Here is a 22,408-nt window from a genome sequence, read left to right as displayed (position 1 = left end):
AAGATGAAAGAGCGTGAAAAAATCGTAGTGACTGGTTTGGTGGTGTTGATGCTCATCACCTGGCTAGGATTCCCGTTTCACGAGTCGCCGCGATTCGCTGGCAGTTTATGGGGCGGGGTATTTGGTGTGACCGGTGCGCTACTGATGCTCGTGCCACTCGCTTATATGATCATCAAACGAGTCAAACGGCTCAAGAAAGCTGTGACAAAGTACGTCTCCATGCGGACGCTACTGGCATGGCACATTTATGCGGGAGTCACTGGACCGATCCTGGTAGTGATTCATAGCGGCCACAAGTACGAAAGCCCACTTGGTGTCGCTCTGACGGCGATGATGTTGTTGGTCGTATTCAGCGGCTTTATGGGACGATACCTGATGAAACAGATCTCAACGGAAATCCGCGAGAAGAATGCCCAGCTTGGTGAATTGGAAAAGATTTATGATCACACTAAGAAAGAGCTGGCGGATCGTCCCCAGGAAACCCTCACGATCCGTGCCTTCGCTGGCTTCTTTTCCAGACTGGCTGCGGGATTCTTCCTTCCAGAGAAATCCTTGCTGCAAACAAATGATACCACTGCTTCGTCACCCCGCGAAATAGTCCGCTTGGCCGAAGCCATTGCCGATGTCGAATACGCCATTGCAACCCATGAGGAATTTAAAATGTGGTTTGGGAAGTGGCTCAAGTTTCACATCGTAATTTCGTTCATTTTGTACGGACTGTTGGCTCTGCATGTGTACTTCGCGATCTATTTTGGTCTGAGGTGGTTTATATAGTCATAACCTTTAACTGACATGTTCCCAGGAGAGAAACTATGAACACGACGCTTCTACTTAATCAATTTGTGACCGGCTTCTTTATTGCGACGATTCTGACCGCGGGGCCGGCTGGTTCATCCGGCAACGAACCAACACCTGCAACCGCGGAGTCCATCGTCAAACTTTTGCAGAAACGTCAGTTCGTACTTTCGCAACTTGTAAAAGTACAAACAGAAACTGATCGCAACGGAAAAACTGGTCTGGAGTCTGTTGTACAGGCGCGTCAGCAACTTCTGCTGGTGGAACTCGAACTCGCCACTAGTCATGAAGAGCGGATCAAGCTGCTGGAAAGATCTATGAAGTTGGCGCGTGAGTTGGAGAAGATTGCCGAGGCGAAACATAAATCCGGGAATGGTTCCGTGGCAGCTATTCTGAGCAGTCAGTCAGATCGCCTGAAAGTGGAAATCAGGCTCGTACGTGAGCGACAGAAGAAAATGCAGGGCTGAAAAAACATATGAAAGGCAAATGGATATACATTGTTGCAAGCATTTTGTTCGTCGTCCTATGGATCATGACGTCGAGCGAATTTGCGCTGAAGCAACCCTCCACCTGGCAACGCTTGGCCGAACCCGGCCAATTGTCGGCCGCTCATGCGCATCTGGAAAACAATTGCGCCGCATGCCACACATCGTTCACCGGCATCGAGACGTCGAAATGCATCGTCTGCCATGCCAACAACGAGTCTCTTTTGCAACGGCAACCGACGTCGTTCCATGCCAGTATCAGTAGCTGCAAAGAGTGCCACTTGGAGCATCAAGGTCGAGGAAAACGCGCGACAAGTATGGATCACGTGATGCTGGCCAAGATAGGTTTGCGTCAATTGAAAGATGATGATATCAACAGCGAATTGATGACTTGGTCGAAGTTATGGGTGCCATCGCACGCCAATATTACGCCTGACGAAGTGGTCCTCAACTGTGCCACCTGCCACTCAAACGATGACCAGCATTTCCAACTCTTTGGCCAAGACTGTGCTCAATGCCACGCTACGGACAAGTGGACGATTGCCGAATTCCGACACCCATCCCCCAATTCAATGGACTGCGCGCAATGCCACCAAGCACCGCCCAGTCACTACATGATGCACTTCAAGATGATTTCAGCCCGCGTCGCCAGCCGGCCACACGCTCGTGTTGATCAATGCTTTCAGTGCCACCAGACAACATCTTGGAACGACATTCTTGGGTCCGGCTGGTATAAGCACCATTAGTATCTCTTTAGCAACGTAAAGATTTATCGGCAAGGAAGACAAAATCAAATGAATCACACATTCGACCGAGATCCATCAACCGAGATGGCTACCGAGGTGACCGTTCGAAGAGAAGCAGCGCTATCACATAATGAGCAACCTGACAACCGAGGAAGACTAACGGAACGGCGTCATGATCGGCTGAAGTGGATCGTGCCGGTTCATACACTGAGCGGTGTTATCCTGGGAATTTTGATTTTGCATCCCGTGACAATGGTCATCTATTGTTACGAATTTCATCCCGAACTTACGCAATCCGGCGTTCTTCACTTGGTTGTATCGCGGATGGGGAGTGCTTTCATGCCTCAAATGTGGCTGATGACCGGAGCGTTTGCACTGATCGGAGGATTGTTTGGAATGGGGTCGGGGCTCTATGCGCGTGCCATCACGCGGAAACTGCTCCTCGTTTCTCAACTGGACCGGAAATTGGGGATGACGATCCACTTACTCATCGCCTCGGGGGAAAGTGACGTCGTCGAGTTCAAATCCTCGTTGCGGTGGGACCACCGTCAGAAGAAGTGCAATAAGGCTCTCGAGATAGTGATTGTCAAAACGATTGCTGGATTCTTGAACCATGATGGTGGTGACCTACTAGTCGGTGTGGCCGATGATGGATCAATTGTCGGCTTGGAAGATGACTACGCCACCTTGCGAAAAAAGGACCGTGATGGCTTTGAATTGCTGCTAATGCAGTTGGTCAAAAACGCACTCGGCGGTGAGGGATTACCCCATGTTAGAGTTCGACACGGCAGACGAACTCGCACAGACGCTTGCTGACCGCTCGCTGGTTGCGCAACTGCGCGAAGCGGCGTGGAACTTGCGATCAAATTACGATGCGGCACGCTACGGTCCGGTGCTCGCTCAGTTCCTGAATCGACTGCTTTAATAGCAAACGATCAATTATCAGGTGTCCGGTCGAATCAGGATGCGAGCAGAAGGGCTCTCGGGTAGTGCTCCAGGGGGGCATGATCAAAGCATCCAGGCTTACGTTCCAGTAAAATCAGATAATGGATCGCGTTAAAACAGGTCCGTTCCAGGCCCCAGTCCCGCTTGTGCCAGGCGATTAACGTCTCTTCAAACACCAGCCGCACATCAGCGATGGTGGCCACGATGGTGATCTGACGATGCGCTTATTTTGTCGGGACCGAGTAACTGTTGGTATCAAAGCGGACCAGCGACAGGGAATTGGCGTGTGCCTGTCCCAGCCGGCAGGCTTCGAATGTCTGCTGTGGCAGGGGACGCAGGAACTGCTGTTGTTTTTCCGCCAGCAAGCTGTGTTTGGGGGAGGTCTGTCCACGCAACTGGCGATTCAGATCGTTCCGGTCACTCTGTAGAATCTCATGAATGATTAGCATGTTCCAGGCAATCTCTACCGTCTTAATTTGAAAGCCAACTTCAAAGAAAGGAATAGTATGCAAACAAGACAAGAAATCATGTTGATCAGAGCTAATTGGACTTTATGTCCCCGTGACCTAGACTTCAGCAACGTCTGTCTACGGCTTAATTGCATTTTTCATTTTCAGAAGCGGGCTGAATTAACATGGGCTACTCTATCACCCAGGCCAAACCGAGTGACGATCAGGAAGAATTGATTTCCCTGATTAATCGGAATTTTCAGAAAAACGACCCCCAGTGGTTTAACTGGTCTCAACGGCAGAATCCATTTGGTGAAAACCTCTGCTGGCTGGCCCGGGAAGAATCAGCCGGCAAACTTATTGGTTCTACCGGCATGTTGCGAAGGCGTATGAACTATGACGGCCAGCCGTTCACAGTCGGTCAGGCTGAAGCAATCAACATCGATAAAGCACACAGATCGGCTCAGGCAGCGCTCAAACTGCAACGTGCCTTAATCTCTCACCTACCTGAAACCGACTTTCACTTTGTGTACGGCATGACGGAAACTGCGGCGGCGGTCTTTAAACGATGTCGCTACAAACAAATCGGCACCTTCCAGCATTGGGTCAAACCGCTGCGCAGTGAATACAAGATCAAGAATAAAATCTCAAACAGATTTGTCAGAAAAGGAGCGGCAGCACTCGTTGATCTGGCACTGCGTCTCTACTCTCTCGAATCCAGAACATTCATGTCGCATCGCCTCAAAGTAAATTATGACGCAACGATTGATGAACGGTTTCATCGGCTTTATGAAGAGCATGCTCACAATATTATCATGGTCGAGCGCACGCGCGAATTTCTGGAATGGCGTTTTTGTCATGAACCGTCGGCTCGCTACCAGATCATGACTTTGGAGAACCGTGAGCAGGATCTACTGGGCTATCTGGTTTATGTGATTGGAGAAACCGGCCGAAATGGTGACCATGCAGCGGGAATTCAGGACTTTTTCTATCGTGACCAGAAATCATTCCAACAGTTACTGGCGGCGTTCACCCAGCACTGCCGTCAGATCGGTATGGAAACGATCGTCATGCATTATTTTGGTCGAAAAGAGATCGCAAACATACTCTCGCGATTCGGCTTCTTTCAACGTAAGTCGTCGGCCCAGGTCTTTGTGCATGACAATCCCCAGTTTAAAGACTTTCAATTGGAAGCCCTGCACGACTCCAATTGCTGGCACCTGACAAACGCCGAACGGCTATAATCGTCTCAGGAAAACACGGTCTGTCAACGAGCATCGAAAGCTATGCCTTTGAGAGTCATCTGTAACTAAACGCAGCGTAGAACCACTGTCAGTTCATCGTCGTCGGGGACTATGGGCTTCCGGGTGGTGTTTTAACCATTGGTCTGGCAGCAGTTCTTCCGGCCGATGGCGCTGGGACGCAAGGTGCGTTCGGCCAGATTGTTATCAATCGATAGAATTCCCTGCGTACAATACCGCGTAAAACCCGACCAGCGACTTAACAGATAATGGACGGCCGCTGCCACCAGCGTTCACGGTCCACGGATCATAAAACTTGCGTCGCGCATGTGCCCAGCACAAAACCTGCTGAATCCTGCCTGACCGGTAACGGTTGCAGGAATTCCGCAGTTTCCAGTACCCAGCGGCTCATGGTGCTCCGTGAGAGCTGTACGCCATTTCGGCTGAGAATCGATTTATGACGATACAGGGGGAGATGATCTGAGTATTTCCCCACCAGGATCGTCGAGAGCAAACCAGGCCCGGAGAAGCTCTTGGCAATCGGCTGGGAAGGAGTCGCCGCCAGCGCCACGTGTTCTTCATACTCCCGGCACGCGTATTTGAAACGTACGTGCTCGATTACTTTCAGGCTGGCTGGAATGAATTCCAGCTGTTCGTGGCTGATTTCTTCGATCCGCTGACGCCTCTGGTCACAGCAGGGACAGCGTTTTTCGGATTCGGTCAGGTCATGCTCTACCCGTTCTCGAGGCAGATGATCGGGCAGGTTGTTGCGGCCGTCGGCACGACGGCGATGTGTGGAAACCGCCGTAGACGGACAGCGCAGGGCAATATCTGTAATGCTCTACTGAAATTCAGAATTACTTCCTGAAGTGGAATCGCTTGTTCTGCATCAAGATAAAGTAATCTGTTTGTCCAAAAAACGTACTCATAGAATAATTCTGGTTGCGATTTAAATATAGAATAGAAAACAACCTATCCCCCCATACCATGTCTAAATTGAGAATCGAAAAAAAGGTAGTAAGAACCTCAAAATAATGTCCTTTGACATGAAGAAAGCACGAGTAGGTTGCATCCAATATCGAAGAAGCCGGGAATGTGCGCCCCTCTCTTTACACATTACAACGACATGAACTAGCAGGAACGTGTTATATGGCAATTGATCCAATTTGCGGGATGCAAGTTGAAGAAGCAACAGGGTTAAATTGTGAGTTCGGTGGAGCAACATTCTATTTCTGCAGTAAGAATTGTAAAGAGAAATTCCAAAGGCAACAGACTTTGGCTGCTCTACTGATTCCAGACAATCAGCATTCCAGTATGAAGACCGGTGCTGGTAAAAGCCATGGAAATTGTGATCTTGAATCAGAGCTGGGAGGAAAAAACACCACAACAAAACTTGTAGCAACTGCGAAGTCCCACAAATATTTCTGCCCAATGTGCAAAGGAGTCGGAAGTGATCTACCAGGCGAGTGTCCTAAGTGTGGAATGGCCTTAGAATTAGTCAAACCAAATCTTGCAAAGACTCGTACGATTTATACCTGTCCGATGCACCCAGAAGTTGAGCAGAATGAACCAGGTACTTGTCCAAAGTGTGGGATGGAACTTGAACCGAAGTATGTAACCGCGATTGAGGAAGATGACGACACTGAACTTAGGAGCATGACACAACGATTCTGGGTCGCCGTAGTTTTGGGGATACCGGTGCTGCTGTTGGCGATGTTACCAATGGTCGATAAAGCACTGGAACTCTCACCGCTTGTTTCGCGTTGGGTTCAATTTGCGCTGAGTTCACCGATTGTACTCTGGGCTGGCTGGCCGTTCTTTGAACGTGGCTGGCGGTCCTTGGTCAATTGGAACTTAAACATGTTCACATTGGTCTCGCTTGGTGTTGGCGCAGCGTATTTATATAGCACAGCCGCGCTGCTGGTGCCCGGGATGATTCCAGATTCTTTCAAAGAAAATGGTCACGTTGCAGTATATTTTGAAGCTGCTGCCGTAATCATTACCCTGGTGTTATTGGGACAAGTGCTTGAATTGCGTGCCCGTCGTCGAACTGGCAACGCAGTTCGTGAACTTTTATCACTAGCACCACCAACGGCCCGTGTTGTCGTTAACGGGCAAGAGCAGGAGCTTCCATTAGAAGAAGTTCGCGAGAGCGACATTCTCAAAGTAGTTCCTGGCGAAAAAATACCTGTTGATGGAGAAATCATTTCCGGCAAGAGTTCGATTGACGAATCAATGTTAACCGGTGAGCCAGTTCCGGTCTCGAAGCAAACGGGCGATCTAGTGATGGGCGGCACGGTGAATCAGACTGGTTCGTTCCAAATGCGAGCAAAACATGTAGGTGAGGATACTGTATTGTCACAAATTGTGCAGATGGTTGCTGACGCTCAACGCAGCCGTGCACCAATCCAACGTATCGTTGACGTGGTAGCAAGCTGGTTCGTGCCCGCAGTAGTCTTAGTTGCCTTAGTTACATTTGTTGTTTGGGCATGGTTGTCACCAGAAGAGCCGCGGCTTGGCTTTGCATTGATCAATGCTGTGGCAGTACTCATCATCGCTTGTCCTTGTGCGTTGGGCCTGGCCACACCGATGTCAATCATGGTTGGCATCGGTCGTGGAGCACAGGAAGGTGTACTGATCAAAGACGCCGAAGTCTTAGAAGTCCTGGAGCAGGTGGATACGATTGTCGTTGATAAAACAGGTACACTGACGGAGGGGCGGCCAAAACTCACCGAATGCATTCCTACAAAGTCCATTTCAGAGAAGGAACTATTGGAATATGCGTCAGCGGTCGAACGAAACAGCGAACATCCACTAGGCCGTGCCATCATCGATGCTGCCAGGGAAAAAGGAATTGACTTGGCAGCAGTTGATGAGTTTGATTCCACAACCGGGAGTGGAGTATCAGGAACGGTTAAAGGCAAGAGCGTTTTGATTGGTAAACTTGACTTTCTTGTCGATCAAAGAGTTCGTAACATTGAGACAATGCGAGAACGTGCTGAAGCGCTGCAGCACGATGGTCATACAGTGATGTTCGTTGCTGTTAATGGGCAATTCGCCGGACTACTGGCTGTCTCTGATCCTATCAAAGCGTCAACCCCCGACGCTGTGCAAGAACTACACGATTTGGGCTTACGAATTATTATGCTCACCGGTGACAACAAGCGTACTGCGCTGACAGTGGCCAAGAATCTTGGCATCGACGAAGTGGAAGCAGGTATTAGTCCACAAGACAAAAACGCGAGAGTACGAGCACTGAAGACAAAAGGTAGTAAAGTGGCGATGGCTGGCGATGGTATTAATGACGCACCAGCACTTGCTGAAGCTGACGTAGGTATTGCGATGGGGACAGGCACGGACGTGGCCATCGAAAGTGCCGGTGTGACGTTAGTGAAAGGAGACCTACGTGGCATTGTTAAAGCTGTCCGATTGAGTCGCAGTACTATGCGCAATATCCGCCAAAACTTGTTCTTCGCATTTATCTACAATATTCTTGGCGTGCCCGTTGCCAGTGGAGTACTGGTTCCGTTTCTTGGAATGGGGGCTCTGTTGAGTCCCATGATTGCTGCTGCGGCAATGAGTCTTAGCTCAGTTTCCGTCATTGGCAACGCCTTACGTTTGCGACAAGCGCAATTGTACAAGTAATGAGTATTGATCAAAATGAATTCTTCGGAAAGCGGAAGACATTATGGATAATATTATCCTAAAACCATGAGGATTGCATCCAGCACTGGTCCACGTTCCAATTGCATTTCTTCTGGGGGGCGTCGTCCTCTTACTGTGGGCGTGATGGAGAGCGAATAAGATACAGCATCGAGTGGCCACAGGAATGTTACCGGTTGGAATGTTTTCGGGCTGGCTCGCCGGCGGATTGGCGTACTTTACGGTGCCAGTTCATACCGCGTAAGGCCACGTACTCATGTACTGGCATTTCGGATACGACTAATAATTAGCGTGACCTTTACCCAAGATTAATTTCAAGAATCGAGAGAATATTTCGTCACCTTTCTTGTTCGACTGTCCTACATTCTTTTGCGTTTCGATTGAGAAAGGAAAGATTCTGCAGCCATTAGTCGAACTGATTCTGTTTCAAATTTCTGCAGAAATTGTGCTCTGAATTGGAAAACTTTCGATCACTTCTCTGATAGCTAAAAATAAGGATCTCGGGCCACCACTGCAGGTGGCCCGAGATCCCATGTCATTTCTGTTTGCATTTCTCTAATATGTCTGCTCATTTTAAACTTCATTTTACGTATGTTTCACCAGCAAGAAGATTGGAGGTGGTATCAAAATCAACAGGAATATCTCGCAACCAGCGAGTGAATTGATGTAGCATCAGGCCGGCAGCAATGCTGGCTGCATAAATCGTACTGCGTGAGGTACAGCTTCCGGTCTGTGCCTCATTTTGTGGAAAGAGTGTTTCTTCATACTGTTTCATTCCATGATGCTGAGTTGCTGTCAGTATCCGGATTGTTTCTCCCAGCATTCTTCCATCTGTCCAGAACTCGCATTTTCTACTAACAGGCCGCCAGATTGCGAACCGCGCGGAAATGGAATCGACGCAGCAGAACACCGCCTGACCAACGGGCACAGATGGGCGAAACCGATCGGAAGTCACCCTCACCTGAATCGATTCACCAAGCTCCTGGATGGCTCTGGCCGTCGCGTCCACTTTAGACTGTCCCAGATCCTGACACCGATATCCCTGTGTCGTGATATTTGTAGATTCCACAGTGTCAAAATCAATCAACTTGATTTGCGGCGTCCCAATCGCTGCCAGTTGCAGGGCCACCTGACGACCAATGGCTCCTACACCGATGACAGTCGCATTAACTTGGGAAAGCCGTTTCGCCGGGATCAGATCGCTCTGTCTTTGGAAACGATCCGTAGTCACATTTAATTTATTCAAATCTGTTCTCCCTTCAATTCGTTCGCAGCAAAGAGCCAGTCTTCTTCCCAGTCAAAGTCTGCGTTTCGATTAAAATCAGACTGGATCAGACGACTGTTATGTTGCGGATGCACGTGACCTAAATACTCATCCTCCCATTGGTCTGGATCACATCCGGCAAATGCGTGAGAGTAATCCCGTTTGACCGGAATTTCATATTCAGCCGTGGGACCCACATTGAATTTTAACCGAGCATAAGTTTGCCCTGTCCGTGCCAGAATAAACATCACGGCCCAGTCGGATCGACCAAAGACACGATCAAAGGTTTTTTCATCAGTCGGACTGGGTAACGGACAATCCCCAGGATGCGTATGAATCCAGATCCGACCAAACTGCTCAGGATGGAGACCCGCATCCACTTGGTCGTCAAAGAAATTGGCGACCGCATCATCGACGAAGGCCACATGAGCCAACGAACAGGTCTGTTCCACAATCTGCAGATCCTGCACCAGCAGCAGGTCGTCCTGCGGGGTAATCCCGAAGCCTCCGACTTCGGTCTCTCCATAGTCACGCAGGTACAACAGTTTCGCCCAGGCAGTCGGGCTGAACCGGAATTGCGGTAACCGGGATTGTTGCTGAGGTATGGGTTTCCTGTAATTCTTCATTCGTTTCTTCGAGTTCTTCTGCATCACAATTAGAGCACCTTTCATTTTCAAGTAAACAGCGTTGACAACAGTCGGCATTACATTGAATGCACTGTTTTGAACAGGACGAACAGCAATAGCTGTGACAAGAATCACAGTGCGTCACACATTCATGACAAAACGGACAATCACAGTCCGAACAATCCTTGGCACACTCCGTACAGAGTGTAATTTCACAGTTTTCACAGCGTGTCTGTTGGTGAGCCATGACCACATCGGCACACTCCGTGCATTCGACACTGTCCCAGTCACTGAGCGCCACATACGGACTGTCGGGGTTATAAGTTCGCAGCAGGCTGGCCACCATCGTGAAAAAATCAAACAACCGTCCCTGTTCCAATGACCGGCTTATTACCAACCGTCCTTCCCCTTCACAGACGACTTCAGATTGGACGTGCGGATGTGTGACGCTGTCATTAGTGATCGCCGGATTGGGGTCTCTGGCAATCACGCGATAATGGAGTGATCCATCAGTGTTCGGGCTTCCATAGTGGAAACAAATCTCAAATGGCCCCAGATAGACGGCCTCTAGTTGAATTGGTTCTGTGATAACTGAAATGGTCTGCGCACGGAGATCCAACTTCAGTTCACCAAATTCATCTTCTAACGCCAGCAGTTCTGCATAGAGTTCCTTGACTGAGGAGATCTGCTGTGGTGAATCAGACGATAACTCCGTATGTAGTGCTGTTAGCTGTTGGATTAGCTGGGTAACACTTGTTTTCAGATCTCGTTCCATTTTTAAAGCCGCAGATTTCCACCCCCTTCGTAGTGCCCGCTGACGTTTCCGAATCAATCGGTCACAATTCCACCAGTCTTCGAAAGGGAGTTTTAATTGTGTCGCGGAGTCTTGCGAGACCAGACGGTCATGAATACTACTACCAGCCCGCCAGAATCGTTTTCGTAAATGTTTCATTGTCTCCTCTTTTTAATAAAGTGATTCCAGAACAGGCTGCCGGATACAAAATCCCGACAGCCTGTGAGAAAACAAAAGCTAGGAACGCGCCCCTTCAATTTTTGTCGGCGTGATCGAAATTCGATCGGCGTCCTGTAACTGCTGGTCCGGGGGACAGGGCTGTCGATTCACGCGAATCAGGTAATCGCGTGCTTCCGCATCCCCCATGTGTTGTTCAAAGAGTTGTGCCACAGTCGTTCCTGCGGAGACATCGATATAATCAGCGAAACCACCGCCATCGTTGTTGATCAATAAAAGTTTCATAAAAGTCCTTTCCATTGCAATTAGAATTTGGTTAAAAACACACAATGTTTGTTTATGGGAGCGGCCATCGTTTACGAGGTCGTTTCCTGCGGCGTGTATTACCCTTCACACCACGCCGTCCCTTGATGCGACCAGCGTGCATCGTTTGCCGCAGGGCTGACAGCGAATTCGACCGAGCACTGAGGTCACATAAGACAGTTCGACAGCATTCGCTCGTTTGAAGATCAGGCCACCACTGGTTCATGGTGCGCCCCTTGTCGTTCGGAATTTAGTCGATTGGTTTCCAGTTCATCCCAGTCGATCACATAGGGCCCCGATTCCTCTGCTGCGGGATCAATGGCCTCATCGGGCTCTGCCAGTAAAAAGCCCAGACGTTTCACTGTCGACATGCTTTCGCCGGTTGCCAGGGCAACCGCCCGATTCAATTCTGCCTGTTTCATTAGTCGTCTCCTTCGAAATGAAAGTGTTTAAACAAAAAAACGGACCTGCAGAAACGATTCTGCAAGACCGGGGCGTACTGTTGTGAAATTTAATTATCAGTTTTCAGGAACTGGTAGGCGGCAACCAGTGCTGCTCCAGCCAGTTCGTTTCGGATTTCAGGGCAGCACTCCGCTGCGCGAAAGGTCCCAGTTGCGGCCCATCCACGGGGGACAGATCCACGAGCCACTGACCTGCTACATTCGGTTCGACATAAGAGCCACGTGAAATGGTCAGTCGACCGATGGTTGCCAGGTCAATGGCTTCTGCGTAAATGCAGTGCACTGTCCCCTGTGGCGAGATCATGAGTTTCATCTGGCATCCTTATTTTGGAGTTCGGATAATCTGACGCCGCGGACGATCAATCAACAGACCATCCAGGGTGGCCTGGACTCCCGACAACTCGGAAGCGACCTGCTGACGGAGTTCACCGCGTTTTCGCAATTCTTGGGGCTGGATGCCCTGCACGATCCCCTGACACTGGGCTACCAGAGTATCCAGCTGTTCGTTGGAACGCACATTCAGGGAACGGAAGCGTTCAAAGAATTCGTGCAGGTTACCGATGGCGGAATCCCGAAAGACTTTAGGCCGGCCATCAGCTTGTCCACTCAAACGGTCCGTCAGATGAGACACCAGTTGTGACAGTTCTCCCAGAAAGGCATCTTCAGCCAGCCTGACTGCTTCCTCAAACCGCGATTGCACCCGCTGGCACTCCTGTTCGTAGAGTTCCGGGTTGAGCTGCCTCAGGTAATCCGGCGGTTCGACGCTGGGAAAATCCCAGGAAACCTCGAACAGACCAGTCAAGGTCATGGGATAATCAGTATCGTTGAAGAGACTTCCCAGTCGCTCCCGGGCCGCTGACTTCAGAGACAGATATTGTTCATCCAGTTGTGAGACAGCTTCATTGAGTTCTTCAGTAAACTGGTGCATCTGTTCCTGGAAAGCAGTCAGGGCATCCTGCCGCAATAACCGTATCCCGGGTTCTGGAAACGGCAGGCTGATCGAAGTCCAGTACGAGCGCACCCGTTGACGAACCGCGTTCACGGCACGGAAACGGGGATGCCCCGTATCGAGCAGTTTCTTGCCCGCACTCAGGAAGGTCCCCTCCGCCCCAAACGATTCGGCAGCCTGAGTCTTCTGGTCGCGTGTCAGGGACTTGCGTGTGCCAAACCATTCGAAACTGATGCGTGTGGCACACATCGTCGCTCGCAGCCGATCGATGGGATCGGTGCGGGTATTTACATCTTCGATGGCAGTCATAGTCATAATGTCTCCTTTAATAGAGTGTGGTTTAGTTTCTGTGAGGATCGCGTGAAAGGTTCCGGCGCGAACGCGAACCGGAACGTTCGTCGTTACTAAAAACACCTGGCTGTTCGGCAGACAGACAGCGTTTGCTGGCCCAGCGTCGTAAACGGGCCACCGATTCAGCGGCTGTAACGGCCACGGGAACCACGTTTTCAGCTGCCTTGGTTAAAGGGATGTCGAGCAGTGCCGCCAGACGACAGCAGGCCCGGATTTCTGAGCCGGTCCAGTGTCGGTCATCTGGCAATGGCTGATCGGATGTAAGTCCAAACAACTCACGGTACAGGCACCAGATCGCCTGCTTCTGATCATCTCCTGGTAAATCCAGAAAGAACAGCGCATCAAAACGTTCGGCTCGCACAAACTCCGGTGGCAGTTTGGAAATGTCGTTGGCCGTACAGACCACGAACACATCAGATGTGTGGTCGTTGAGCCAGCTGAGCAGAGTCCCTAGCATGCGCGTGGAAACTCCGCTGTCTGACTGTCCGGACGAGGCAGCACCTCCCAGTCCTTTTTCGACTTCATCGATGAACAGGACAGCCGGTTGCATCGCGTCAACGATCCGAAGTGCTCGTCGTGTTCGCTCCTCCGTTTGCCCCAAAAGCGAACCCATCAGAGCCCCCACGTCGAGTGTCAACGTGGGACGTCCGGTCTCTTTTCCGAGTGCTTTGGCAAACGCACTCTTACCGGTTCCGGGAACCCCCAGTAGCAAGACGCCACGCGGACGAACAACTGTTGCATCCTGTGACCGGGGACGGAGAGCTTGCAGACAAAAGGCTTTGAGGGCTTCCAGGCCTCCCAGACCATCGAACGATTCCGATCCCTGGTGCAGTGATAACAGTCCGCTTTTGAGGAGCGTCTGAGATTTCAGTTCCAGTACGACAGAGGCTTCGATGCGCCCGTGCCGTACCAGCGAGAGACTGAAGGCTCCTTCTGCTTCATAACGGGTTAGCCCCGAAGCGGCATCCAGGACTCGCTCCAGTTCCGGTCCCTCTGGTAATTCACCGAGTTCCGTAGCGATACTGTGGGCGATTTCTTGTAGCTGGCTCCGGTCGGGAAGTTCATGCTCCAGGCAGACAAACAGTTTTTCCAGTTCCGTGGGGATCTGCACCAGACTGGAAAGAATAACAATAAACGTCCGCGTCTGTTTTCCGACGTTGATCTGTTGTGTCAAAGCCTGAATGATTTCGGGAGAATTGATAAACCGATGGAAGTTTTTGAGGACCAGAAGCGTGGGATGATCCGGGTCGGCCTGACTGTTTAAGCTGTGGATGGCCGCCAGTGGATCGGGGGTTGACGTGTTGCCGTCATCAACGAGTTCCGTCCCTTGAAGTCCCCGGTCAATGTCCCAGGAAAGTAACCGCCAGTCTTCGCTGTGGCAGAGTCGGGTCATCTCCAGCAAAGCTTCGTCATGTTCATGGCTCTGAATCCAGATCCCGGTAAAGCAGGCGCGTACGTTCTCCGCAAGTCGTTCGGATAGTAACATAAATGTTTCCTTGATGGTTTGAAGAAAAAGAAAGTGAGAAATGTTCTTAAGCGGTTTCAGCCAGTTGGCCAACCGACTCCAGCCATGAGATGATTTCCACGCCAGGAGCGCGTTCCTGTAGCAAGGAACTGTCATGACAGTTTTCGAATACTTGTAGGGAAGTTTTAGGAATGAGATCCAGTAAGACGCGAATGTGTTGATTCTCGAAAGCTAATTCTCCTGTGTTAAATGGTTGGGTTGATGTTGGACACTCTGGTGGTATTCGGCAGTCAGTTTTTCTGAGGAGACCTTTCCCAGCGCTGCTTCCAGAAACCGGCTGGCGTCCTTGCACCGGGAGCCTGTAAAGCCATGGGTTTCGATCCGGGACTGACCGACGGTAGAAATGATGATGTCGATTTTTTTCAATGATCCGCTCCGATCTGAATGGTAAGTTTGATGGAACCGTCGCTCAGCTGGTTTTCCAAGACCGAATGCCCCTTCCGACGTGCCTCCAGGCGGCATTTTTCCACGCCATAAAATTGAAGTAGTCTGTTGAGGTGCGCCGGCTCTCCCCAATGACCTTCAAAGTTGTCGTAACGAACCTGGCCTTGATCCACGTCGAAGACAACAGGATACCGCCAGTCCGGTAGACGAACACAGTAGCCGGTCGCTTCACCGCTAAACAGAGGGACGGTTTCGTGAACGGGTTCGCCCAGTTCAAGCCGGTGGCAGGCCAGACCCAGTGCCTCGGCGTCGCGAACTTCTGTTTGGATGATAACAATATGTGACATTTCAGTTTTCCTTTTCTGTAGATGGGTTTTCAAGAGATTTTGGTAAATCCGTTAATCGGCGTTTGTCTGGCTTTGATTTAGCAGGTGGCACCAGACGTGGTTCCGTTGAGACCAGATCGTCCAGCAGTAATTCTGTGATCTCATTCTTGTCCGTCGGTTCAACCTTCTGCTGCAGTAACAGCCAGCAAATCAACAGGGGCAGCAGACTGACCACTACAAACGCCACCCTGGTGATCGCAGCCGCAATGATCGGATCTCGGTTTCGGCTGTCAGCGATTTCGCGACGTTCTGCTTCCAGTTGATCTCGCTGGAAACCGATATCATTTTGCCCAGCCTGGATTTCGCGTTGAAGAGCTGTCATCTCCTGTCTGGCCTTGGCATCTGCCTCCACCAGTTCACGAGAACCCGAAGCGACTTCCTGTTGCAGTTCCGACATCCGGCGGTTTTGATCTGCCTGGCGTTCCAGTTGCTGTGTAGCCAGATCAGCCACGCGACTGTTTTCGTCTGAATTACAACTGGCTCCGGTCAGCAGGATCAGAATTAGTGTGATTCGAAGCGTCTGTTTTTCCATGTGCCCTCCAGCGATGAATCAGGTGTCTGAGAATTCCCTGTAACGTCAGTCGCAGCCGTCGCTCTTTGATCAAAGCGACAACGGCCAGCAACAGCGCGACAGAGACAAACGTTAAAACAATAATTTCCAAGCAATGCTCCTTTCTGTTGAGGTTTCAGAGTGAAAAGCAAAACACCTCGCATTCCTGTGAAATGCGAGGCGTTTTAAAATGACGACGATCTGAAACCGGTGATTGATTTTGATACAGAATAGATAATCCGTGCCCCTATTTATTATGACACGTTTCATGCTAAAATTTAGATAGTCGGTGATTCCACTGTTTTAAAGTGACAATCTGAAATGCGCTCGTGGTAATCAGCCAGGAACCGACTTATCCATCCTTAATTCACCGTATTAACAAAATCATTTGTAATACGTCTGCTGGTAGATTCCAGACTTCTTACAAAATCGCTTAATTGTTATTTTTGGAGTTCAATTCATTTCCCAGATTCAAGGTCGACAGTGAGAGTCTTTTTGTATTTGTAATTCGTATTGGGAAAAGAAACCTCGAAATCAACCCTGTCTGGATCGAATGTCAAACCTCCCTTTGGTGTATTAAACGTCTTTGTTTCTCCTTTCATCCAGGAATCATGATTCCAGTGCCAGCCTTTCGATTGGTCACCTTTTCGAAACGCAACATCAACCCGACACTTTGGAAGAAATGAAACTCCATTCAAGGTAAATTGAGCACCACGCTGTGTATCCCAGATAACCCCTGATTCGTAAGGTTGGTAAGCACCCTGAAAACTCAAGTCTTTACAAATATGTGTAATGTCTTTGTCTTTTTCCGCTCCCTGATAAACATATTGAATCTGCGTTGCGAATTGCGGTGAATAGATTGTAATGTCCAATTTTTGCACGTGCTTAACAGTCGTCCTTTCCACTGTACGTCCCAAGACTTTCTCTCCGCTTTGATACCGCCCCCACATGCTGGTATTAGATGGCCATGTTTCTAGGAAATGTACGTTTTTTCGCACCTTTCCGCTTGCCCCAGTCAATTGCACCAAAATGGTACAATTTTTAAGTGATTCCCCACGGTTCTGAAGTACAAGCCAATCATTTGGTCCGGAGTTTCCCCAAGATTCATTAAAATCGACTACGATACGACCAGCCGAATCACTTAAGGTTGCCGAATATTTTTCAGCAACTTTGGGAAGCAACAGTAGCGCTGCTTCAAGTTGATCGACCGCGGCAATAGCTGACTGTAATTCTACATTTAAAGCATTCTGCTTCGCCTCTGCATCAAGGCCACGGTGATAACTACCCAAAAAATTACCAAAGAATCCATCAAGCATCGAACCTACAAACAGTGTTCCCTCATTGGGAGGCTTTGGGAGGGCGTTCAATTTGTTAATACATTGCAAGAATAAGGTATTCGCATTTTGGACTTGATCAGCAAGATACATAATCTCTTTATCGTTTGATTTGATCTCACGTAAGTCTAATAAGGCGGACTGTACCTCCGCCATGATTTCTGCTATTTCGTGATTATCCCGAAAATGGCCTGGATCAGATTTCATCTCCATACTGAGGTGTGAAGCAAGCACTCGGTATTCTTCAGGCAAGGGTTTACTGGAGGGTGTCGAGTATTTAGGGAGATTGCTTGCTGTGTTGTCGCTACCACATCCCGAAAGCATTAGAGCCAGCGGTAACACGCATACAGATACAAATATTTGATTCACCGAAATCCTGCTTTCGATGGCGCAGCTGATTCTTCTTGATAGTTGCAACATTGATCATCTCCTCTTTCAGTAAAGAATACTTTTGAATCACTGTATTCTAATTGTCCAAGTTTACACTTAATAATGATACTCATAATCCGTGGTGTTATCGTCATTGTCAAGTGTTAAATGCTCATATGACAAAACGAGCAGACATATTGATGAGATTTGGAAAGCGAGTCCGCAAACTGCGCAAAGAGCAAGGCTACTCTCAAGAGAATTTTGCTTATGCGTGTGAGCTGGACCGGACCTATGTCGGCGGGATCGAACGTGGAGAACGAAATCTTTCATTACGGAATATCGAACGGATCGCCGATACCCTCGAAATCAGCCTGGCCGAACTAATGGAAGGGGTTTGAGGGAGCTTAGACCGCAGGGTCAACAACCAGGACGACTCCCAGTTGGTCAGAGTCGTCAATTTTTGCCTGATTGGCTGCTACTGGAGTAATAAACAGGCAGGGACTTTTTACGCAAGTTGCATCATGCTGGCACACAGCATACCGTAGTCGTGCTGTCAGAAGCTGCTGACGTAACCGCTGGATGTCTTCCCCACTACTTGGTGGCTCTATCGGGGAGCCACCAGCGTATATCTCGAAGATTTTTACATCTTCGAGATCCATTTCTTCATACCAGAACTGCAAAGCGGCTCTGATCAACATAATATCTTGTCTCTGTAACATCGATCTCCTTTCTGTCCCCTGGACTAAATGTCGAGTTATCTTGCTTGAACATCATTCTTTCACACTGACTGAATCGTGAGTTTGAACTGTTTTCATAATCGCTAAGCTACGCCCTGGTTATCATGACATTTTTTAGGACAAAAATTTAGGTCTTACCGTAATCACGTTTTGTGTCGTCTGGTTCGTACTTTTTGACGATTGATTTGGCAATCAGTTGCAGTAGTCGATGAACGGGGCTTCCCGTCAGGGCTGGTTCAGGTTGATGATTTTGGCTCTTTTTTGATTTAGATTGTCTGGACTTCAAAAGCAGCTCCTTTCAGATAGCGCATTAAAAAACCCCGGCAAAGTGCCGGGGTCGGTAAAGTAAATATTGTGATTATTTATTTTCAGAGCGGAGGTCGCTGATAACCGGCCTTCACCTGAAACGAATACTTCTTATTCTTGTGCCTGCGAAGTTTTTTGTAGTCTTCAGGTGGTTCTTCTAAAAATATATACGGACTTGAAAGCCCCTCTTCCTGCATCTGCCGATGCAGGAAGAGGGCGTAATAGACCGCTGTCTGGGTGGGTTTACCTTCCAGCTGACGAGCGATTTCCCGTTGTTCCATACCGACAGTAGCCAGTCTGATGGCTTCTGGACGAATCAACTCGCGTTGAGGAGGCTCAAAGAGATCCAGGGTCAATTCCCGGGTCAGTAACTGCTGTAACTCTGGAGACGCCGCCGCATCGGGAATGCTCCCGGCTAGATTGAGGCGGATCTTTGCACGAGGCAACAGATGACCGCCATCAATGAGGCGTACCTGGTAGACATAGATTTCAGGGACCAGTTCCCGGATCAAGTCACCGAATTCATGAGAGTGAATATCGATGGCTTCGAGGTGATGTAGCAGTATTTCTTTGAGCTCCAAAGTTGATTTCGGAAGATTCAATTGCCGGTTTTTTGCTAGCTCGAATGCGACACGGTCCAGCGATAGCTTTTTTTTCCGTTCGGTCAACTCTGACGACAGTTCATATAGAATATCTGCGTTAAAATTCTCGACTTCTCGGACCAGTTTTTTGATCTTTTCACCTTCACGCTCAATTTCTTCCTCGGCCCGGTTCAGCTTGTTTTCACGGGTACGAAGTTTTTCAGGCCCACCAGATTGTGCCTGCTGTAAGATCTCCTGATACTGAGCATCAATCCCCTCCAATGACGAAAGGCTCTCCAGGATCACTCCCAGCAGTTTCTGGGCGGCTTCAGGCCCATTAAACCCAATGGAGTTCCAGCAGTGCCAAGACCGCGAATTAGAACACATCAGACTGTCGGTTATGCCATTGGCTCCCCAGACGTAATGATGGCCACAGTAATAACAGGTGGCATGCTGGCCAAAGGCCCGTGTTCGTTTCTTGGGAACTTGATATCTGGAATCTACGCCGTTTGTTTTTTTCTTACGCTTATAATGGGCATTCTTCTTTTCCAGTGCTTCGAGGACTGGGTCAATTTCATCAGGTGAGAAGAAGGCCAGATGAGGTTCCTCACGGTAAGTGGGCCCCTTTGGATTGAGAGTAGAACTTCTTCTGCCCGTTTTATGCTTCTTAGTGGTATGCATAGTACCCCGTGCTGGTAAGCCTTTTAAAATCGAGTTGCGATAGTATCGAAGTGTCATTTTTCCGTCCCATTTTTCATTTTTACAATAGGGGCCTGGAGAAAATCCCACTTCATTAAAGTACTCCGCAACTGCTTCACCATTCAGTGTCCTTCTCAGTATCTGTAACCCTTCCTTGAGGTACTCAATAGCTTCCTCATCTTTAGACCAGTCTGAGAATGTCTCGGCTCCATCTGGTTTGATATAACCGGCGATGGGGCAGGGAGTCGCAGCGCCATATTTTTTAAACCGGTTCATTTTTTTCTGTTTGATCCGGCGTGATGTATGCTCATTATGCTTCATATGCTCTTTGCATGCATCCATCACTTTGGCTTCCCAGTCCGGATGGTTTGTATCAATATCATCATTCGGTGAAATCACTCTAGTACTTTGGTCCACCGCAGTAGCAAAAATAAAACAAGCCGTTACTCCGCGTACCAGACGCCCGACATCCTCAAACGTCAGTAAGTCAAATTCGTTAGCAGTGAGTCTGGCTTCAACTTCGGCAAGCTCAGGACGGTCAAGTCGTTCCCCCTTTCCTGTCGTCGCGATGATCCTGAAATCGATCTCTCCGTCATAATATTCCCTCGCAATTTCTTTTCCGTGGTCAACCTGGTCCTCAAGGCTGAGTTCCTTCTGGTTTTGACATCCAGAAATTCGCGCGACAATCCCAACGATTAGGGTATGACCGTTCCGTGGTACAAGTTCAACTTCTTCTCTATAGCTCATTATTTATCACTCCGTTTTAAATAGTTTTTTTTTAAATGTGTTTAAAGCAAGTCAGTATGTTTAGAGTCACACTTTGTTAGAACTGGCCCATTGCCTCGCAAAAGCAAGAGACTGAGGCCAAAGACGCAGTGCTTGTTCGATTTCACGTTTTTGTGTCGTGGCACGGGTGTGCGTATAAACGCCCGTCATGCCCAGGCCGCCGCCACGGGCGTCCTCGCTCGGTTTATGCCCCAGTGTGATCTGCCGTATGAGCGGATCAACATTGGCATCCTGAAGTAGAGTGGCAAAAGAATGCCGCCAGCTTTTGGGGCAAGATGACTGTTTCAGGCCTGCTGCCTTGGCGGTACGGATAAATGAAGTCCGCACACGCTCAGATCGTACCACGCCTGCTTCACGCCAGACTGATCTGGCGAGCTTCTCCTCCACTGTTTGTGAAAGAGTGAGCACACTCCCTGAGGCTGCATACGAGATTCGCTGCTGAAGCAATTCCTGGAGTGCCATCTGATCCAGGTTCCCCAAAGGGGAACTGAAGGCGTCAAACTGGTGCCGGATAAAGACAGGACCTGACGTTCGATTGCCAATCACCCTGCGTAAGACGGCGACTGCTTCCTTTACTAAGGGCACAGAACGTTCTCGCCTGGTTTTGACTTTCCAGTGCAACTCAGGCTTATTGCGTACATGCACCCATCCGCTTTCCAGATCGACGTCTTCGATCAGCAGATGGATCAGTTCGCCCGACCTTAATCCTGTCTTGGCCAGAATAAAGTGGATGGGGAATGTCCAATCATCTGCATTCTGAAAGAAACGCAATTCATCCTCAGCATCGAAGACAAAGATGGGTTTGGCATCTTCGATTTTCATCCGCTCCAGGTTGAGCTTGGAGAACGGGTTTTCGAAAGTAGGAGGAAGGAACCGTTGTTGGGCGGCGTAGATATAGACCGACCGGCAAACTTCCAGTATGAAACGCAGCCCTTTATCACGAAGTGCCCGTTTGGCCGTATTAGGATGGCCGTTAGGGGAAATTTTCTGTTTCCTCAACCAGGCCACAAAATGATCAGCCCGGATGGAATGGGCCAGATCAGATGAGCGGCATTCATTGAAATAGTTTTCAAGATGCTGCGTTGCCGATCGATAGCGCCTGATCGTGGCCGGTGAGGACCTCACCACAGTTTCATGGTGATTGAGAAAGGCCTGCCGCAGTTTTGAGAAACTGACAGACGTAAATGAAAACAGTGTTGGGCTGGATGAAGCCAACTGCGCATTAACTTGCGCTGCAATTTGTGCGGCTTCGTCTTCAGTTTCAGCCACTTTGGAACGTCGTTGTACCTTTATTCCATCTTGGTATTCAAGGTAATAAAGAAACCAGGCACCGTGATGAAGATAGTACGAAACGCGCCCCACGCGCTTTCGTTTTGAAGACTTCTTGCGTCGTCTCATCAAAACCTCCTGTGCACAATGTGTGCACCAACTGTGCACCAGGAGGTTTATTATGTCGCGCAAAAAATAACGCTAAGCTATTGAAATCAACAGCTTAGCGCGTTT

29 protein-coding genes are annotated in these 22,408 nt (G+C 49.2%); 8 read left to right on the top strand and 21 right to left on the bottom strand.

Annotated elements, in window-relative coordinates:
• Positions 1-3: 3 nt before the first annotated feature.
• From ACN0YH_RS08170 to ACN0YH_RS08155, 4 genes are read left to right on the top strand one after another with little or no spacing between them, the layout of a single operon-like run.
• Positions 4-774 carry a hypothetical protein gene (locus ACN0YH_RS08170; protein ID WP_417379079.1) on the top strand — a complete coding sequence of 257 codons (771 nt, stop codon included), beginning with the start codon at positions 4-6 and terminating at the stop codon, positions 772-774.
• Positions 775-812: 38 nt separating this feature from the next.
• The gene (locus ACN0YH_RS08165) at positions 813-1,262 is read left to right on the top strand and encodes a TolC family protein (RefSeq protein ID WP_417379078.1); all 450 of its coding nucleotides are present in this window, start codon (positions 813-815) and stop codon (positions 1,260-1,262) included.
• An 8-nt stretch (positions 1,263-1,270) separates the two neighbouring features.
• Positions 1,271-2,026, top strand: coding sequence for a hypothetical protein (locus ACN0YH_RS08160; RefSeq protein ID WP_417379077.1), 756 nt, complete (start codon positions 1,271-1,273; stop codon positions 2,024-2,026).
• 48 nt (positions 2,027-2,074) lie between these two features.
• Positions 2,075-2,842: a helix-turn-helix domain-containing protein gene (locus ACN0YH_RS08155; protein ID WP_417379076.1), complete on the top strand. Its 768-nt coding sequence runs from the start codon at positions 2,075-2,077 to the stop codon at positions 2,840-2,842.
• A gap of 143 nt (positions 2,843-2,985) precedes the next feature.
• Here ACN0YH_RS08155 and ACN0YH_RS08150 read toward each other — a convergent pair whose 3' ends face one another.
• Both ACN0YH_RS08150 and ACN0YH_RS08145 read right to left on the bottom strand, forming a co-directional pair.
• The gene (locus tag ACN0YH_RS08150) at positions 2,986-3,174 is read right to left on the bottom strand and encodes a hypothetical protein (protein ID WP_417379075.1); all 189 of its coding nucleotides are present in this window, start codon (positions 3,172-3,174) and stop codon (positions 2,986-2,988) included.
• 21 nt (positions 3,175-3,195) lie between these two features.
• Positions 3,196-3,420, bottom strand: coding sequence for a Mu transposase domain-containing protein (locus ACN0YH_RS08145; protein WP_417379074.1), 225 nt, complete (start codon positions 3,418-3,420; stop codon positions 3,196-3,198).
• A gap of 185 nt (positions 3,421-3,605) precedes the next feature.
• Between ACN0YH_RS08145 and ACN0YH_RS08140 the strand changes: the two genes are divergently transcribed.
• The gene (locus ACN0YH_RS08140; protein WP_417379073.1) at positions 3,606-4,664 is read left to right on the top strand and encodes a hypothetical protein; all 1,059 of its coding nucleotides are present in this window, start codon (positions 3,606-3,608) and stop codon (positions 4,662-4,664) included.
• 131 nt (positions 4,665-4,795) lie between these two features.
• On the opposite strand, the gene ACN0YH_RS08135 is transcribed toward ACN0YH_RS08140, so the two are convergent.
• Together ACN0YH_RS08135 and ACN0YH_RS08130 are read right to left on the bottom strand one after the other, a co-directional pair.
• Positions 4,796-4,948, bottom strand: a complete 153-nt coding sequence (locus ACN0YH_RS08135) for an IS66 family transposase (protein WP_417379072.1) — start codon at positions 4,946-4,948, stop codon at positions 4,796-4,798.
• 20 nt (positions 4,949-4,968) lie between these two features.
• On the bottom strand, positions 4,969-5,325 hold the full coding sequence (locus ACN0YH_RS08130; protein ID WP_417379354.1) for a transposase: 357 nt from the start codon (positions 5,323-5,325) through the stop codon (positions 4,969-4,971).
• Here ACN0YH_RS08130 and ACN0YH_RS08125 point away from each other — a divergent pair.
• Together ACN0YH_RS08125 and ACN0YH_RS08120 are read left to right on the top strand one after the other, a co-directional pair.
• Entirely contained in the window at positions 5,272-5,529 is a 258-nt protein-coding gene (locus ACN0YH_RS08125; RefSeq protein ID WP_417379071.1) for a hypothetical protein, read from the top strand. The two genes, ACN0YH_RS08130 and ACN0YH_RS08125, sit on opposite strands and share 54 nt — an antisense overlap.
• Positions 5,530-5,810: 281 nt before the next feature.
• On the top strand, positions 5,811-8,306 hold the full coding sequence (locus ACN0YH_RS08120) for a heavy metal translocating P-type ATPase (RefSeq protein ID WP_417379070.1): 2,496 nt from the start codon (positions 5,811-5,813) through the stop codon (positions 8,304-8,306).
• A 598-nt stretch (positions 8,307-8,904) separates the two neighbouring features.
• Here the strand turns inward: ACN0YH_RS08120 and ACN0YH_RS08115 are convergent.
• The 13 genes from ACN0YH_RS08115 to ACN0YH_RS08055 all read right to left on the bottom strand — a co-directional run bounded on the left by ACN0YH_RS08115 (position 8,905) and on the right by ACN0YH_RS08055 (position 17,847).
• Positions 8,905-9,570, bottom strand: a complete 666-nt coding sequence (locus ACN0YH_RS08115) for a HesA/MoeB/ThiF family protein (protein ID WP_417379069.1) — start codon at positions 9,568-9,570, stop codon at positions 8,905-8,907.
• A complete protein-coding gene (locus ACN0YH_RS08110; RefSeq protein WP_417379068.1) occupies positions 9,567-10,130 on the bottom strand; it encodes a hypothetical protein in 564 nt (187 codons plus the stop codon). Before ACN0YH_RS08110 ends, ACN0YH_RS08115 begins: the two co-directional genes overlap by 4 nt.
• Entirely contained in the window at positions 10,117-11,166 is a 1,050-nt protein-coding gene (locus ACN0YH_RS08105) for a hypothetical protein (protein ID WP_417379067.1), read from the bottom strand. The genes ACN0YH_RS08110 and ACN0YH_RS08105 overlap by 14 nt, the downstream gene beginning before the upstream one ends.
• A 78-nt stretch (positions 11,167-11,244) precedes the next feature.
• Positions 11,245-11,469, bottom strand: coding sequence for a MoaD/ThiS family protein (locus ACN0YH_RS08100; RefSeq protein WP_417379066.1), 225 nt, complete (start codon positions 11,467-11,469; stop codon positions 11,245-11,247).
• 224 nt (positions 11,470-11,693) lie between these two features.
• Entirely contained in the window at positions 11,694-11,909 is a 216-nt protein-coding gene (locus ACN0YH_RS08095; protein WP_278446842.1) for a hypothetical protein, read from the bottom strand.
• A 103-nt stretch (positions 11,910-12,012) separates the two neighbouring features.
• On the bottom strand, positions 12,013-12,261 hold the full coding sequence (locus ACN0YH_RS08090) for a hypothetical protein (RefSeq protein ID WP_417379065.1): 249 nt from the start codon (positions 12,259-12,261) through the stop codon (positions 12,013-12,015).
• Between the two features lie 9 nt (positions 12,262-12,270).
• Positions 12,271-13,212, bottom strand: coding sequence for a hypothetical protein (locus ACN0YH_RS08085; protein WP_417379064.1), 942 nt, complete (start codon positions 13,210-13,212; stop codon positions 12,271-12,273).
• A 25-nt stretch (positions 13,213-13,237) separates the two neighbouring features.
• Positions 13,238-14,734 (bottom strand): AAA family ATPase, encoded by a 1,497-nt coding sequence (locus ACN0YH_RS08080; protein ID WP_417379063.1) that lies wholly within the window; start codon positions 14,732-14,734, stop codon positions 13,238-13,240.
• A 210-nt stretch (positions 14,735-14,944) separates the two neighbouring features.
• A complete protein-coding gene (locus ACN0YH_RS08075) occupies positions 14,945-15,139 on the bottom strand; it encodes a DUF2997 domain-containing protein (RefSeq protein WP_417379062.1) in 195 nt (64 codons plus the stop codon).
• On the bottom strand, positions 15,136-15,504 hold the full coding sequence (locus tag ACN0YH_RS08070; protein ID WP_417379061.1) for a DUF1257 domain-containing protein: 369 nt from the start codon (positions 15,502-15,504) through the stop codon (positions 15,136-15,138). The genes ACN0YH_RS08075 and ACN0YH_RS08070 overlap by 4 nt, the downstream gene beginning before the upstream one ends.
• Before the next feature lies 1 nt (position 15,505).
• The gene (locus ACN0YH_RS08065; RefSeq protein ID WP_417379060.1) at positions 15,506-16,075 is read right to left on the bottom strand and encodes a hypothetical protein; all 570 of its coding nucleotides are present in this window, start codon (positions 16,073-16,075) and stop codon (positions 15,506-15,508) included.
• On the bottom strand, positions 16,014-16,205 hold the full coding sequence (locus ACN0YH_RS08060) for a hypothetical protein (RefSeq protein ID WP_417379059.1): 192 nt from the start codon (positions 16,203-16,205) through the stop codon (positions 16,014-16,016). Before ACN0YH_RS08060 ends, ACN0YH_RS08065 begins: the two co-directional genes overlap by 62 nt.
• 346 nt (positions 16,206-16,551) lie before the next feature.
• Positions 16,552-17,847: a hypothetical protein gene (locus ACN0YH_RS08055; RefSeq protein WP_417379058.1), complete on the bottom strand. Its 1,296-nt coding sequence runs from the start codon at positions 17,845-17,847 to the stop codon at positions 16,552-16,554.
• 125 nt (positions 17,848-17,972) lie between these two features.
• On the opposite strand from ACN0YH_RS08055, the gene ACN0YH_RS08050 reads away from it, so the two are divergent.
• Positions 17,973-18,194, top strand: coding sequence for a helix-turn-helix domain-containing protein (locus ACN0YH_RS08050; RefSeq protein WP_417379057.1), 222 nt, complete (start codon positions 17,973-17,975; stop codon positions 18,192-18,194).
• A gap of 6 nt (positions 18,195-18,200) precedes the next feature.
• Here ACN0YH_RS08050 and ACN0YH_RS08045 read toward each other — a convergent pair whose 3' ends face one another.
• The 4 genes from ACN0YH_RS08045 to ACN0YH_RS08030 all read right to left on the bottom strand — a co-directional run bounded on the left by ACN0YH_RS08045 (position 18,201) and on the right by ACN0YH_RS08030 (position 22,303).
• The gene (locus tag ACN0YH_RS08045) at positions 18,201-18,515 is read right to left on the bottom strand and encodes a hypothetical protein (RefSeq protein ID WP_417379056.1); all 315 of its coding nucleotides are present in this window, start codon (positions 18,513-18,515) and stop codon (positions 18,201-18,203) included.
• A gap of 145 nt (positions 18,516-18,660) precedes the next feature.
• Entirely contained in the window at positions 18,661-18,819 is a 159-nt protein-coding gene (locus ACN0YH_RS08040) for a hypothetical protein (protein ID WP_417379055.1), read from the bottom strand.
• 82 nt (positions 18,820-18,901) lie between these two features.
• Positions 18,902-20,866, bottom strand: coding sequence for a recombinase family protein (locus tag ACN0YH_RS08035; RefSeq protein WP_417379054.1), 1,965 nt, complete (start codon positions 20,864-20,866; stop codon positions 18,902-18,904).
• A 66-nt stretch (positions 20,867-20,932) separates the two neighbouring features.
• Positions 20,933-22,303: a tyrosine-type recombinase/integrase gene (locus ACN0YH_RS08030; RefSeq protein ID WP_417379053.1), complete on the bottom strand. Its 1,371-nt coding sequence runs from the start codon at positions 22,301-22,303 to the stop codon at positions 20,933-20,935.
• Positions 22,304-22,408 lie beyond the last annotated feature (105 nt).

The organism is Gimesia sp., assembly GCF_048262075.1.
Classification (GTDB): domain Bacteria; phylum Planctomycetota; class Planctomycetia; order Planctomycetales; family Planctomycetaceae; genus Gimesia.
This window is presented reverse-complemented; position numbering and strand designations above follow the sequence as displayed.